The organism is Nonomuraea roseoviolacea subsp. carminata, assembly GCF_024172185.1.
Lineage (GTDB): Bacteria > Actinomycetota > Actinomycetes > Streptosporangiales > Streptosporangiaceae > Nonomuraea > Nonomuraea roseoviolacea.
Window position 1 is genome coordinate 6,853,162 of the sequence record NZ_JAMZEC010000001.1, and the last position, 14,682, is coordinate 6,867,843.

Below are 14,682 nucleotides of genomic sequence, written 5' to 3' on the forward strand. Positions count from 1 at the left end.
AACGTGTTGACTTCGTACGAAATCCACCATTACGGTCCCCTTTATCTTCGACATCGAAGGAAGTGGACGCTCATGAAGAAGATGCTCGCTGTGCTGGCCGTCTCCGTGTTAGGCCTGACGGCCTGCGGCGAGACGAGCAACACCGCCGTGCCCGCCGTGCCCGGCGAGTCGAAGGCCGCGACCGACGTGCTGGCGAACGCCCCCGTCGCCGAGGCGGCCGCGATCCTCCCCGGCTCGACCATGGAGAAGATCAAGAAGCGCGGCGAGCTCCTCGTGGGCGGTTCGCTCGACGCCCCGCTCCTGTCCCAGCAGAACCCCGCCACGGGACAGGTCGAGGGCTTCGACGCGGACCTGGGCAAGGCGCTGGCGAAGTACATCCTCGGCGAGCCGAAGGTCAAGATCGTCAACTCGGCGTCGGAGACCCGGGAGGCGCTGCTGGCCAACGGCACCGTGGACGTCGTCTTCCAGACGTACACGATCACCGAGGAGCGCGCCAAGCAGGTCGCGTTCGCCGGCCCGTACTACACCTCGGGCCTGACGATCGCCGTGAAGAAGGGCACGTCCGGCATCACCAAGCCGGAGGACCTGAACGGCAAGAAGGTGCTCGCGGGCGCCAACACCCCGGCCATCCCCGCGATCAAGAAGCTCGCCCCCCAGGCCGAGATCATCACCTTCGGCAGCGACCCCGAGTGCGTGCAGGCCCTCAAGCAGGACCGCGGCGTCGCCTACGTCCAGGACGAGACCCTGCTCATCGCCGACGCCAAGAAGGACCCCTCCCTCCAGATCGTCACCAAGCCCTTCACCGTCGACCCGTACGGCATCGGGCTCAAGCACGGCGACGACCAGATGAAGACGTTCGTCAACGACTGGCTCGGCAAGATCCAGGGCAACGGCGTCTGGCAGGGCATCTGGAAGAACTCCATCGGCACCGTCGTCACCGGCGACGCGCCCCAGCCGCCCAAGATCGGCTCCGTCCCGGGATCCTGATGTCCGTCATCCTCGACCACCTGCCCGAGCTCTGGCAGGGCCTGGTCGTCACGCTCCAGCTCACCGCCGCGTCCTTCCTCGGCGCGGCGGTGCTGGGCGTGGTCGTCACCGCCCTGCGCGTGAGCCCCGTACGCGTGCTGCGCGCCATCGGCACCGCGTACGTGGAGACGTTCCAGAACCTGCCGCTGCTGGTGCTGCTCGTCCTCGCGGTCTTCGGCCTGCCCGAGATCGGCATCCAGGCCGACCTGCTCGTGACGGCGATCGTGGTCATCGCGGTGTACGAGGCCGCCTACATCGGCGAGGCGCTGCGCTCCGGCGTCAACGCCGTCTCCAAGGGGCAGGGCGAGGCGGCGCGGGCCATCGGGCTGACCTTCACCCAGTCGCTGCGGCACGTGATCCTGCCGCAGGCGCTGCGCACGGTCGTCCAGCCGCTCGGCAACATCTTCATCGCCCTGACCATGAACACCGCCCTGGCCGGCGCGGTCGGCGTCATCGACCTCACCGCCGCCGCCAACCGGGTGAACCTGGTCGAGGCGCAGCCCATCCCCATCTTCGTCGGCGCCGGGCTCGCGTACGCGCTGCTCGCCGCCTGCGCCGGCTTCGTGACCGGCCGCCTGGAGAAGAAGCTGGTGATCCTCAGATGAGCACCATGCTCTTCGACGAGCCGGGGCCGCGCGCCCGGCGGCGCATGCGCGTCGCCACCGTGCTCGGCGCGCTGGCCACCGTGGCGCTCGCCGTGCTCGCCGTGCGGCAGTTCGCCGCCAACGGCCAGCTCGACGCCGCCCGCTGGCAGCCGTACGCGACCTGGCCCATGTGGCGCTACCTGCTGACCGGCCTCGGCTCGACCGCGCTGGCCGCGGTGGTGTCCGCGGCACTCGCCATGGCGTTCGGCCTGGCACTGGGGCTCGGGCGCCTGTCGCCGCGACGGTGGGCGCGCGTGCCCGCCGCCGGCTACGTCGAGGTGGTGCGGACGGTCCCGGCGCTGCTGCTGGTGTACGTGGTGCTGTTCGCGCTGCCCCGGTACGGCCTCGACCTGCCGCTGTTCTGGAAGCTGGTCGTGCCGCTGAGCGTGTCGCACGCGGCGTCGTTCGCCGAGATCTTCCGCGCCGGCATCCTGTCCGTCGAGCGCGGCCAGAGCGAGGCCGGCCTGGCCGTCGGGCTGACCCCGGGGCGCACCATGCGCCTCATCGTGCTGCCCCAGGCGGCCCGGCGGGTGCTGCCCTCGATCGTCAGCCAGTCGGTGGGCCTGCTCAAGGACACCTCGCTCGGCTTCGTCGTCAGCTACACCGAGCTGCTCTACAGCTCCAAGGTGCTGGCCAACTACAACGGCCTGCTCATCCAGACCTACATCGTGGTGGCCCTGGTCTACCTGGTGGTCAACATGTCGCTGTCCAAGCTCGCCCGCACGCTGGAGGCCCGCCGGCGCGCCGTCCTCAGGAGGAGAACCACCCGTGCCTGACCCCACCACGTCGAGCCACGCCGTCCTCGCCGAGGTCGTGCGCTCCGGCTTCACCGAGAGCGTCCACTACGGCAGCGCCGTCGGCCTGGACCCGTCGGGGCACGCCGAGGTCACGCTCGGCCCCGTGGACGCCCCGGTGCTGCCCCGCTCCTCCACCAAGCCGTTCCAGGCGCTGGCCTGCCTCACGGCCGGCGCCGCGCTGGCCGGCCCGCGCCTGGCCATCGCCGCGGGCAGCCACACCGGCGAGGACTTCCACGTACGCGTGGCGGGCGAGATCCTGGCCGACTACGGCCTCGGCTTCGACGCCCTGGCCTGCCCGCCCTCCTGGCCGGAGGACCAGGCCACCGCGCACGCGCTCGTCCGGCAGGGCCTCGGCCCCACCCGCGAGCGCATGAACTGCTCCGGCAAGCACGCCGCCATGCTGGCCGCCGCGGTCGCCAACGACTGGGACGTGCCGACGTACCTGTCCGCCGACCACCCGCTCCAGCAGCGGGTCCGCTCGGTCACCGAGGAGCTGGCGGGGGAGAAGGCCGCGCACGTGGCCGTGGACGGCTGCGGCGCGCCGCTGTTCGGGCTGTCGCTGACCGGCCTCGCGCGGGCCGTGCGCGCCCTCGTGACGGCCGCGCCGGGCAGCGGGCCGCGCCAGGTCGCCGACGCCATGCGCACCCATCCCGAGTACGTCGGCGGCACCGGGCACCAGAACACCGAGCTGATGCGCGCCCTGCCCGGCGCCCTGGTCAAGGGCGGCGCCGAGGGCGTGCTGGTCGTGGCGCTCGGCTCCGGGCACGCGGTGGCCGTGAAGGTCATCGACGGCAGCCCGCGCGCCACCACGGCCGTCGCCCTGGCCGTCCTGCGCCGCATGGGGGTGGACGTGTCGGGCGCCGAGGAGTTCGAACGCGTGGACGTGCTGGGCGGCGGCGTCCCGGTGGGACGGATCGTCACGCCCCTCCGCAGCCCTCGGTGAGCGACTTGGCCGGGGTGTCGGACGTCTTGGCCTTCGGGGTCCTGCGCGGCCCCGGCGTGCCCGTCTCGGCCGACGGCGTCGCCTCAGGTGCGCCCGTCTCCGCCGACGGGGTCGCCTGAGGCGTGGCCGCCGTGGCGGAGGCGGTCGGCGCGAGCGTGGCGCTCGCGACCGCGCCGGCCGGGACGCTCCGCGTGGACGCGTGGATCGCGTCGCGGGTGACCTGGCGGATCTTCTCCCAGTCGGGGTAGCCGGTGTTGATCAGCGGGGGCACGAACTGGACGCTCGTCACCTTCGCGCCCTTGACCTTCAGCGCCAGCGGCACCAGGTCCTTGAGCATCGGCCGCGGGATGTCGGTGCGGATCAGCTCCTTGGTGGCCAGCGCGATGCGGCGGAAGCGGATCAGCACGGTCGCCGGGTCGGCCTGGTCCAGCAGCGCCCCGATCACGCAGCGCTGGCGGCGCATCCGGGTGAAGTCGTCGCTGTAGGTGCGCGAGCGGGCGTACCACATGGCGTCGGCGCCCTTCAGCCTCCGCGTGCCCGCCTTGACCAGGCCCTCGTTGTACTTGCCGAACACCACGTCCTGCTCGACGTGGATCCGCACGCCGCCGATCGCGTCGATCAGCCGGGCGAAGCCCCACATGTTGACCAGCGCGTACCAGTCGATCTTGAGGCCGAGGGTGTAGCCGATGGTGTCCATCAGCACCCCGGGGCCCTGGTGCTGCTTCCCGCCGAAGATCTCGGGGTGGGCGTCGGCGTACTCCCACACGCTGTTGAGCAGGTCGCTGCGCCCGCCGCCGGGGTCGGGCGGCAGCCGGAAGCCGTCCGGGAAGTGCTGGGCCATCGGCGTGCCGGGCCGGAACCGGACGTCCTCCAGGTTGCGGGGCAGGCTGATGAGCACGGTGTTGCCGGTCTTCACATCGACGCTGGCCACGTTCATGCTGTCGGTGCGCACGCCGATCCGGTTGTCGTCGGCGTCGCCGCCGAGCAGCAGGATGTTGACCCGCTCGCGGCCCGCCCACGGGTCCTGCGGCCGGGACGACCCCTGCGCCACGGGCTGCGGGGTCTCGGGCGCGGTGAAGATGCCGTCGATGGCCTGCCGTGAGGTCCACACGTACTGCGCGGTCAGCCCGAACGGGAGCACCACCAGCACCGCCATCAGCCCCGCGAGCGTGCCGGTGAGGATCTGCCCGGCCTGGGGGAGGCCGCCGGGCCGCAGCACGACGAACGAGTGGACGATCAGGGCGAACCAGGCCACGCCCAGCACCGCCGCGGCGGAGGTGATCGACACGAGCCAGGAGTCCTCGGCGACCACGTTGCCGAGGAGGTTGTCGGTGGTCAGCACCAGGGCGAGGAGCCCCAGCAGCAGCGCCACGTACAGGCTGAGCAGCACGAGCCCGGTCCTGCGCCACCCGGCCCGCAGGTGCGCCGCGCCGGGCGCGAGCGCCGACAGCGCGAGCCAGCCGAGGACACCCCTGGCGCTCACCGGTTTCGTTGCCTGCCCCACGCCATCCCCGTTCCCCGTGAACCACTTCGTAGGCCGAATCGAGGCGGCAGCCTACGCGTCCAATGCGAAATCTCTCGTTATGCCGGAGTGAACATCAACAGCCGATTCGCCGTCGGGCTCGGCCGCGCGGCGGCCCGCCTGACGCGGATGACCGCTCTGCCGGATATTGAAGCGCCCCGCCGGGTCCCGCGTCCCCATCTTCGCCAGGACCGGAGGGTCCGCCCGGGATGCCCACCAATGCGGCGAAACCCTATGGTGTCTCTTATGTACGAGATCACCGTTCTGCCGATGAAGCCCGACTTCGAGGGCGAGGTCGTCGCCACGCTCGTCTCCCGGCGCACGGGCTCCCGGCGGGCGGTGCTCTACCTGCACGGGTTCACCGACTACTTCTTCCAGGACCACCTGGCCGAGCACTACATCGGCCGCGGCATCGACTTCTACGCCCTCGACCTGCGCAAGTACGGCCGCTCCCTGCTGCCCCACCAGACCAGGGGCCTGGTCAGGAGCGTCACCGAGTACTTCCCCGAGATCGACGAGGCCGTCCGCCTCATCGGCCGCGACCACGACGAGGTGACGATCAACGCCCACTCCACCGGCGGGCTCGTCGCGTCGCTGTGGGCCGACCGGGTCCGCGGCCGCGGTCTCGTGCGCGGGCTCGTCCTCAACAGCCCGTTCTTCGACCTCAACGTGCCCACCCCGCTCCGCGTGGCCGCCGACCTGCTCAAGACGCCGCTCTCGTACACCAGCAGGGCGCTGCCGCTGCCCCCCAGCACCGTGTACGGCCGCACCCTGCACCGCTCCGAGGGCGGCGAGTGGGACTACGACCTGGAGCTGAAGCCGCTCGGCGGCTTCGCCGTGCACGCCATGTGGCTGGCCGCGATCCGCCGCGCCCAGCGCCGCCTGCACGCCGGGCTCGCCGTGGACGTGCCCGTGCTCGTGCTCGCCTCGTCCCGGGGGCTGCGGGTGCGCGACTTCGTCCCCGAGGCCAGGTCGGCCGACGTCGTCCTCGACCCCGAGCACATCGCCCGCTGGTCCACCTGCGTGGGCCCGCACGTCACGTGCGTGCGCGTGCCCGACGGCGTCCACGACCTGGTGCTGTCGGCCGAGCCGGTGCGCAGGCGCGTGTTCGCCGAGATCGACCGCTGGATGGACGCGTACGTCACCGCGGACCTCCCGGACGCCGACCAGGGCCCGGACGCCGACCAGAGCCCGGACGCCGACCAGAGCTCGGACGTCTACCAGGGGAACGCGAACAGGCCGTAATAGGCGGCCGCCACCAGCAGCAGCCCCGTGCCGCCCAGCACACCGGCCATCGCCACGTGCTGCCAGCGGCTCGGCCGCATCCCCTCGCGCAGCGCGGACACCACCGCCGCGACCGCGGTCACCTCCTGCACGAGCATCAGCGCGGCCAGCACCCGCACGATGACCCAGCCGGCCAGCACCGCCGGCCACGCCCCGGCCTGGTTGACCGCGAACAGCACCAGCACCGTGATGAACAGCACCACCGAGGCCAGCATCCCCAGCCCCGTCCACGCCATCCTGCTCAGCCGCCGCCTGATCGGCGGCCACAGCCGCGCGTCGGTCTCGCCCAGCACGAGCGGCCCGCCGCGCAGCCGCACGAGCATGACGGCGACCGGGCCGGCCACGTAGCCGACCGCGGTCAGGCACAGCGTCAGCCCGAGCATCGCGCCGCCCGCGTACCACGGCGCCGCCGGCACGTCCGCCGCCTCGAAGCGCTGGACCGGCGTCGCGCCCGCCAGGTGCACCGGCGGGACCGCCGTGCCCGGCAGGCCGATGATCCAGTTGGCGAGCGTGTCCAGGTAGCCGGAGGTGAAGTCGCCGCCGTTGATCCGCATCGCGTGGTCGCCGCCGGCCATGAAGCGGATCGTGTACCGGTCGTTGCCCGACTCCGACAGCGCCGTGGTCAGCGCCCGCGTCGACTCCACGAACGGGATCGACGGGTCCTGCGTGCCGTAGAAGGCCAGCACCGGCTGCCTGACCCGGCGCAGCGCCGGCATCGCGTCGTAGCGCAGGAAGTCGAAGCCCACCCCGCCCATGGCGCGCGTCAGCAGGTCGCGCACCCCGATCGGCGCGCGCAGGCGCAGGAGCTGCTCGTTCAGCGCCCACGCCACCTGCCGCAGCGGGGAGACGTTCGGCGAGGACACCAGCACCGCGAACCCCACCGACGGGCTCTTCGCCGCCGCGATCGGCACCACCCAGCCGCCCTCGCTCACGCCCCACAGCCCGATCCGCGACGGGTCCACGTCCGGCCGCTTCGCCAGCAGCCCCACCATGCGCAGCGTGTCGTCGGCCAGCAGGCCGAAGTCGCGGTCGCGGAAGTTGTAGCCGACCGTGCGCTTGTCGTAGGCCAGCGTCACCACGCCCGCCCGGGCCAGGAACTCCGCCTGCGGGGTGAACTCCGTCCGCGACCCGTTGCCCGACCCCGACACGAACACCAGCGCCGGATGCCGCCCCGGCGTCAGCGGCGCCCGCACGGTGCCCTCCAGGGTCTGGCCCTCGGCCGCGACCGTCACGCTCTGCTCGGCGAAGCGCGCGGTCTGCGCCACGGGACGCAGCTCGGCGCGCGGCTGCGCCGGGATCGCCTGGAACGTGTGGTCGGCCTGGAGCGGCGGGGGATCGAACGCGGGCGGCAGGACGTAGCCGACGCAGGCCAGAGCCACCAGCACCAGACCGGCGGCGACGCTCAAGGTGCCACGGCCCGCGCCCATCGGCCTCCCCATGTGCGTTGGTTTGCCCGCTGATCATCCAGCCTACTCCCGGGTTGTGTGGCGCATGAGGCCACATTTGTCGGTGAGAGCTGTTAGCTTCCTGCGACATGCGCATCCTGCACACCTCCGACTGGCACCTCGGGCGCTCGTTCCACCGGGAGAGCCTGCTGGAGGGGCAGGCGGCGTTCGTGGACCACCTGGTCGAGACCGTGCGCGCCGAGCGGGTCGAGGTGGTGGCGGTGTCCGGCGACGTCTACGACCGGGCGCTGCCCCCGGTCGACGCGGTCTCCCTGTGCAACGAGGCGCTGGCCCGCCTGCGGTCCGCGGGCGCGCGCGTGGTCCTCATCAGCGGCAACCACGACTCGGCGCGGCGCCTCGGGTTCGGCGCGTCGCTGTTCGACGCCTCCGGCGTCCACCTGCGCACCGACCCCGCCCGCGCCTGGGAGCCGGTGCTCGTCGGCGACGTGGCCTTCTACGGCATCCCCTACCTGGAGCCCGAGCTGGTCCGCGCCCCCTGGGAGCTGGACGAGCGCAGCCACACGGCGGCGCTGACGTACGCGATGGAGCGCGTGCGCGCCGACGCGGCCCGCCGCCGCGCCTCGGTCGTGCTCGCCCACGCGTTCGTCACCGGGGGAGAGGCGAGCGACAGCGAGCGCGACATCACCGTCGGCGGCGTCGCCCACGTGCCGCTCACCGCCTTCGACGGGGTCAGCTACGTCGCGCTCGGCCACCTGCACGGCCGCCAGCGCATGTCCGAGACCGTCCGCTACTCCGGCTCGCCGCTGGCCTACTCCTTCTCCGAGGCCGGCCACGTCAAGGGGTCGTGGCTGGTGACGATCGGGGCCTCGGGGGCCGTCGACTCCGTCGAGTTCGCGCCGGCGCCCGTGCCCCGGCCGGTGGCCCGCCTGCGCGGCCTCATCGACGACCTGCTCACCGCCCCGTCGTACGCCGTCCACGAGGACCACTGGCTGCAGGTCACCCTCACCGACCCGATACGGCCCAAGTCCGCCATGGACCGGCTGCGCGCCCGCTTCCCCCACACGCTCGCCCTGTCCTTCGACCCGGTCGGCGCGGCGCCCGCCGCCGCGCCCGCGCGGCTCAGCGGCCGCCCCGAGGCGGAGGTGGCGCTCGACTTCGTCCGCGAGGTACGCGGCGAGCCCGCCGGCGCCGACGAGGAGGAGCTGCTGAGACAGGCCATCGAGGCGTCGCGGATGAAGGAGGCGATGGCGTAGATGCGCCCGCACCTGCTCTCCCTGACCGCCTTCGGCTCGTTCCCGGGCACGGAGACGGTCGACTTCGACGCGCTCGCCGAGGCGGGCCTGTTCCTCGTGCACGGCCCCACCGGCGCGGGCAAGACCACCATCCTCGACGCGCTCTGCTTCGCCCTGTACGGCCAGGTGCCCGGCCAGCGCAACAGCGCCCGCGCCCTGCGCTGCGACCACGCGCCGCCCGGCACGGGCCCGTCGGTCACGCTGGAGGTCACGATCCGGGGCCGCCGGCTGCGCGTGCGCCGCTCGCCGGTCTGGCAGCGCCCCAAGCTGCGCGGCACGGGCGTCACCGAGGAGAAGGCCAAGGTGGTGGTGGAGGAGCGCGCCGGGGGTGGCTGGCAGGGGCTCACCACCCGCTCCGACGAGGCCGGCGACCTCATCGGGGGGCTGCTCGGCATGAACGCCGACCAGTTCTGCCAGGTCGCCATGCTGCCCCAGGGCGACTTCGCCCGCTTCCTGCGCGCCGACGGCGACGACCGGCGCCGGCTGCTGGAGCGGCTGTTCACGGTCAAGGTGTTCACGCAGGCGGAGTCGTGGCTGGCCGAGCACCGCAAGCAGACCTGGCGGGAGCAGGTGGAGCTGCGGCAGCAGGTCGACTACGCGATCCAGCGCCTCCAGGAGGCCGCGGGCCCGGACCTGCCGACGGCCGCGATCCCCGGCGGAGCCCCCGCACCTGACGCCACCTTCCCGGACGGCTCCGGCGACCCGAGCGCCTTGGCGGGTGGCTCCGGCGACCTGAGCGCCTTGGCGGGTGGCTCCGGCGACCTGAGCGCCTCGGCGGGTGACGCGAGCAGCGCGGGCGACCTGTCGGGTGTCTCCGGCGACCCGAGCGCCGCCTCAGCGGGTGGCCTCGACAGCCCGGGAGACCCGACCGGCTCCCGGATCAACGTCCCCTCCCCGAGGACCCCCGCCCTCTCCCCGGCGACGCCCGCCTTCGAGGCCGGGAGGACCCGAGGCGGCCGGGTCGAGGCCGACGCGGTCAAGCGCGGGGAGGCGACCGGCGCGACCCCGGCCGCATCCCCGCCGACACCCGAGAGCGACCCGCTGGCCTGGGCGGGTGCGCTGCTCGACGCGGCCCGCGCCGTCGCGTCCCGCACCAGCGGCGGCCACACCGAGGCCGAACGCGCGCTCCGAGCGGCCCGCACCCGCTACGAGCAGGCCACGGCCCTCGCCGCCCGCCAGCGCCGCCACGCCGAGGCGCTGACGATGCGCCGCACCCTCGACGAGCGCGCCGACGAGCGCGCCGAACTCCAGGCGATCCTGGACGACGCGCTGCGCGCGGACCGGGTCATGCCGCTCATCATGGCCGCCCGCCAGCGCGCCGAGGCCGCCGCCAAGGCCCACGCCCTCGCCGCCGACGCCCTGGCCCGCGCCCGCCCTCTCCTGCGCCCCGCACCCGCCACGTCCCCCGCACCCGCCACGTCCCCCGCACCCGCCACGTCCCCCGCACCCGCCACGTCCTCCGCCGCCCGTACGGGGGAGGGCGCCTCTCCCGGCATGGTGGAGCCGGAGCGGCTGGCCGCGCTCGAACGGGAGCGGCAGGCGGAGATCGCCCGCCTGTCCGAGCTCCTCACCGAAGAGGCGCGGCTCCTCGTCGTCCGCCGCGACCTGGCGCGCGTCGAGGGCGAGCTCACCCAGCTCGTCACCGAGGAGGAAACCACGACGGCCCGGCTGGCGACACTGCCCGCCCTCGTGGAGGAGGCCGAGCGCAGGCTCGCCTCCGCGCGCGTGGACGCCGCCCGCATCCCGGCCGCCGAAGCCGTGCGCGCCTGCGCCGCCGAGCTCATCGGCGCCGACCGCGACCTCGTCCGGGTGGGCGACGAGATCATCCGGCTGGAGCGGCAGGAGGCCGAGGTCGCCGCCGCCGAGGACGAGCTGCCCGCACGGCTCGCCCAGGCCCACGAGCGGCTGACCGCGACCCGCGCGGAGGCGGCGGCGATCCCGGCCGCGAGCGCCGCGCTGGACGCCGCGAGGGCGTCCCGCGACACGGTGCGGCGCCGCGACGCGCTCGCGTCCGAGATCGAGACGGCCGCCGCCACCCGCCAGGCGCTCGTGGACAGGGCCCAGGAACTGCGCGAACGCTGGCTCGACATCCGCCAGGCCCGCATCGACGGCATGGCCGCCGAGCTGGCCCGCGACCTGACCGAGGGCCGTCCCTGCGCGGTGTGCGGCTCCGACCACCACCCCGCGCCCGCCTCACCCGCGCCCAGCGCCCCGTCACCCGACGACGAACGTGCCGCCGAGAGCGCCCACGAACGCGCCCTCGCCGAACGCGAGGCGGCCGAACGCGCGCTGGCCACGCTCCAGTCCCGTCACGCCGACGCGGCGGAGGCCACACGCGGGCTGGACCTCGACGCCGCCGAGTCGGCCGTCCATGAGGCGGAGCGGGAGGTGGCGCGCCTGGAGGCGCTCGCCGCCCGTGAGCCGGGACTGGCCGCCGCGTACGAGCGGATCGAGGCGGAACGCGACCGGGTGCGGGAGCGGTCCCGGGAGCTGGGCGAGGCGCTGGCCGCGCGCCGCGCCCACCAGAGCCGGCTGCGCGCCGAGCGCACCCGCCTGGCCGCCCGCCTCCTCCAGAGCGACCTGCCCGTCCTCGCCCCCTTCCGCCCGGCCGTTCCTGAGGGGATGTCCGAGGCACGCCCGGAGCAGACGCCCGACGCCGCCCTCTTCGAGCCCGGCGCGCCTCGGGACGCGGACGCGCCGTCGCCACGAGAGGACACCTCTTCGCATGCTGGGGCGTCTTCGCGTGGGGGTGTGCTCTCGGGAGGCGGCGCGCCCTCACAAGAGGCCGCGTTCTCGGAGGGCGGCGCGCCCTCACAAGAGACCGCGTTCCGAGAAGACGGCGCGCTCTCACAAGAGGGTGCCTCATGGCATGGCGGCGGGTCTCCACATGAGGGTGCGTTCTCGCCAAGAGGCGCGCTGTCACAGGACGCCGGGTCGTCGCACGGTGCGGCGCCTCCGCATGGCGGCGCGTTCTCGGAAGGGGGCGGCGAGCCGCTGCCGGAGGGCCGGGAGCTGCCGTCGGAGGTCGGGGTTGCCGCGCTCGCCGAGGCCGAGGAGGCGGTGCGGCGGTTGAGGGTCTCGGCGGGGTGGGAGCCCTCACTGGCGGCCGAGGCGGCGAGGCTGGCGCGCGAGCGGCTGGAGCTGGAGGAGCGGGCCCGCCGGGTCACCGCGCGCCTGGCCGCGGGCCGTACCCGGCAGGAAGAGCTGAGCGGCGACGCGACGCGCCTGACCGCACGCCTCGACAGCGCGCGCGGCGGCGACGCGACCCTCACCGCGCGTCTGTCCCGGCTGAACGACGAGGCCGGACTGCTCCGCGAGGCGCTGGAGGCGACGCGGCGGGCCGCCACCGCCGAGCGGGAACGCGACGACGCGGCGCGCGCCGCGGAGCGGGCGGCGGCCGAGGCCGGGTTCGGCGACACGGCCGAGGCGGCCGGCGCGGCCCGTACGCCGGCCGAGCAGGAACACAGGGCGGAGGCGCTGCGGCGGCTGGACGACGAGTACGCGGCGGTCACCGCGACCCTCGCCGACCCCGAACTGGTGGCCGCCGCGGCCGAGCCCGTTCCCGACCTGGAGACGCTGGCGGCCGAGCGCGAGGAGGCCGAGCGCGCCCACACCGCCCTCGCGTCGGCCCGCGACCGGGCGCAGGCCAGGGAGCGGCGGCTGCGCGAGCTCATCGCGGAGCTGAAGGCGGGCATCGACCGGTGGCGTCCGGCCGCCGAACGGCACCGGCTGGCCGAGCGGCTGGCCGCCCTGGCCAGCGGCACCTCCGGCGACAACCAGTGGAGCATGAGCCTGTCGTCGTTCGTGCTGGGGGAGCGGCTCAGGCAGGTGGTCGACGCCGCCAACGAACGGCTCGACCACATGTCGGCCGGCCGCTACCTCCTCCAGCACGACCTGCGCAAGACGGCCGGCGCGCGGGGGCGTTCGGGCGGCGGGCTGGGGTTGAGGGTGTCCGACGGGTGGACGGGCGTGGACCGCGACCCGGCCACGCTGTCCGGCGGCGAGAGCTTCATCACCTCGCTCGCGCTGGCGCTCGGGCTGGCCGACGTGGTCACGGCCGAGGCGGGCGGGGCGGAGATCGGCACGCTGTTCGTGGACGAGGGGTTCGGCACGCTGGACGAGGACACGCTGGACGGGGTGCTCGACATCCTCGACGGGCTGCGCGACGGGGGGCGCGCGGTGGGCATCATCAGCCACGTCGCCGAGCTGCGCAGCCGCATCCCGGCCCAGCTCAAGGTCACCAAGACCCGCACCGGCTCGACCCTCACGGCGCGCGTCTCCTCGCCCGCCTGATGGGCCGGTGACGTGGGAGCGGACCTCAGGGCGCGGGAGCGGACGCCGGCGGGGGTGCCGTGCTCCGGCGCACCATCAGGCTCGTCGGGACGAGGTCCGTGCCCGGCGGCGACGACTTCCCGTCGCGGATCTGGGCCAGCACCTGCCGCACGCACCTCCGGCCCACCTCGGCGAAGTCCTGGTGCACGGTGGTCAGCGGCGGCACGAAGTACGCCGAGTCGGGGATGTCGTCGAAGCCGACCACGCTGACCTCGCCCGGCACGGTGCGGCCGCGCTCGTGAAGCGCGCGCAGCAGCCCGAGCGCCATCTGGTCGTTGGCCGCGAACACCGCCGTGCAGCCGGGCTCCCCGGCCAGCGCCAGGCCGGCGGCGTAGCCGGACTCGGCCGACCAGTCGCCGGGCAGGGCCGGCGGCACCGGCCGCCCGGCCTCCTCCAGCGTGGCGCGCCAGGCCCGGGCGCGGCTCTGGGCGGCGTACGAGGTGCGCGGCCCGGTCACGTGCCACACGGTGCGGTGCCCCAGGTCGAGCAGGTGGCGCACGGCCTGGCGGGCGCCGTCGGCCTGGTTGGTGTCGACGACGCTGTAGCGGTCGCCGGCGTCGGAGTCCACGACCACGACGTGCACCCCGGGCGGCAGCGTCACGCTGACCGTGTCGAGCAGGTAGATCTCGATGATCGCGATGACCGCGTCCACGGCCAGCTCGCCCATCCGGGTGAACGCCCCGAGCACGTTGTCCTGGGTCGGCACGTCGATGGGGATGAGCGTGATGGCGTACCCCTCGGCGGCGGCGTGGGTGGCGATCGCCTCCACCGTGCGGCTGTTGCCGGTGGAGGCCAGGCTGAACAGGATGACGCCGATGGTGTTGAACTGGCCGTACCGCAGCGCGCGGGCGGCGCTGTTGGGCCGGTAGCCGAGCTCGCGCATGGCGGCGAGCACCTGTTCGCGGGTCGAGTCGATGACGCCGGGGTGGCCGTTCGAGACCCGCGACACGGTCTGCGACGACACGCCCGCCAGCTTGGCGACGTCGGCCATGGACACGCGCTGCTTGCGCCGCCCGCCCGGGATGTCGGACCCGCCGCGCTGGGCGCTCCCGCTGATCGGGCTGCCCGGGTGCTCCCGGTCGCCCCGTTGGGCGTTCCCGCCGACAGGGGTGCCCGCCTGTCCCCGGTCGTCCCGGCGGACGTCCCCGTTGGTCGGGGTGCCCGTCTGCTCCCGGTCGCCCCGGTTCACTGCTTCCATGCTGCCCGCCCCTTCGTCGCCGGGCGAGGACGCGACCTCGTACGAAGTCGTGACCTCCCGTACGGCCGTTAACGTCCGGGAAACCTTGACGGCCCGTGTGGGCGGTGCCACGATACCGCACGGACGTTTACGTAAACATCCCCTGCTCGATCTTCTCCGACAACCCCCGGCCGGCCACGCCGGGGGTTTCGTCTCCGAGTAATGTTTACGTAAACATGATCCCGAGGTCGGGCATCCC

10 protein-coding genes are annotated in these 14,682 nt (G+C 74.1%); 7 read left to right on the forward strand and 3 right to left on the reverse strand.

Translation table 11 applies throughout. The features are described from left to right. Positions 1-72: 72 nt before the first annotated feature. The 4 genes from HD595_RS31675 to HD595_RS31690 are packed head-to-tail and all read left to right on the forward strand — an operon-like array spanning position 73 to position 3,410. Positions 73-987 carry a glutamate ABC transporter substrate-binding protein gene (locus HD595_RS31675; RefSeq protein WP_253775403.1) on the forward strand — a complete coding sequence of 305 codons (915 nt, stop codon included), beginning with the start codon at positions 73-75 and terminating at the stop codon, positions 985-987. Then, positions 987-1,631 carry an amino acid ABC transporter permease gene (locus HD595_RS31680; RefSeq protein WP_253775405.1) on the forward strand — a complete coding sequence of 215 codons (645 nt, stop codon included), beginning with the start codon at positions 987-989 and terminating at the stop codon, positions 1,629-1,631. The genes HD595_RS31675 and HD595_RS31680 overlap by 1 nt, the downstream gene beginning before the upstream one ends. After that, positions 1,628-2,446 (forward strand): amino acid ABC transporter permease, encoded by an 819-nt coding sequence (locus tag HD595_RS31685; protein ID WP_253775407.1) that lies wholly within the window; start codon positions 1,628-1,630, stop codon positions 2,444-2,446. Before HD595_RS31680 ends, HD595_RS31685 begins: the two co-directional genes overlap by 4 nt. Continuing rightward, complete coding sequence (locus tag HD595_RS31690; protein WP_253775409.1) at positions 2,439-3,410, forward strand: asparaginase; 972 nt, start codon at positions 2,439-2,441, stop codon at positions 3,408-3,410. Before HD595_RS31685 ends, HD595_RS31690 begins: the two co-directional genes overlap by 8 nt. Here HD595_RS31690 and HD595_RS31695 read toward each other — a convergent pair. Continuing rightward, positions 3,385-4,893, reverse strand: coding sequence for an LCP family protein (locus HD595_RS31695; RefSeq protein ID WP_253775411.1), 1,509 nt, complete (start codon positions 4,891-4,893; stop codon positions 3,385-3,387). The genes HD595_RS31690 and HD595_RS31695 overlap by 26 nt on opposite strands. A 285-nt stretch (positions 4,894-5,178) precedes the next feature. Between HD595_RS31695 and HD595_RS31700 the strand changes: the two genes are divergently transcribed. Next, positions 5,179-6,177, forward strand: a complete 999-nt coding sequence (locus HD595_RS31700; RefSeq protein ID WP_253775413.1) for an alpha/beta hydrolase — start codon at positions 5,179-5,181, stop codon at positions 6,175-6,177. On the opposite strand, the gene HD595_RS31705 is transcribed toward HD595_RS31700, so the two are convergent. Beyond that, positions 6,150-7,643 (reverse strand): alpha/beta hydrolase family protein, encoded by a 1,494-nt coding sequence (locus tag HD595_RS31705; RefSeq protein ID WP_253775415.1) that lies wholly within the window; start codon positions 7,641-7,643, stop codon positions 6,150-6,152. The genes HD595_RS31700 and HD595_RS31705 overlap by 28 nt on opposite strands. 107 nt (positions 7,644-7,750) lie before the next feature. Between HD595_RS31705 and HD595_RS31710 the strand changes: the two genes are divergently transcribed. Together HD595_RS31710 and HD595_RS31715 are read left to right on the forward strand one after the other, a co-directional pair. Further along, positions 7,751-8,875 (forward strand): exonuclease SbcCD subunit D, encoded by a 1,125-nt coding sequence (locus HD595_RS31710; RefSeq protein WP_253775418.1) that lies wholly within the window; start codon positions 7,751-7,753, stop codon positions 8,873-8,875. Further along, positions 8,876-13,207: an AAA family ATPase gene (locus HD595_RS31715; protein WP_253775420.1), complete on the forward strand. Its 4,332-nt coding sequence runs from the start codon at positions 8,876-8,878 to the stop codon at positions 13,205-13,207. A 25-nt stretch (positions 13,208-13,232) separates the two neighbouring features. Here the strand turns inward: HD595_RS31715 and HD595_RS31720 are convergent, their stop codons facing one another. Continuing rightward, positions 13,233-14,444 (reverse strand): LacI family DNA-binding transcriptional regulator, encoded by a 1,212-nt coding sequence (locus HD595_RS31720; RefSeq protein ID WP_253775422.1) that lies wholly within the window; start codon positions 14,442-14,444, stop codon positions 13,233-13,235. Between the last annotated feature and the right edge of the window lie 238 nt (positions 14,445-14,682).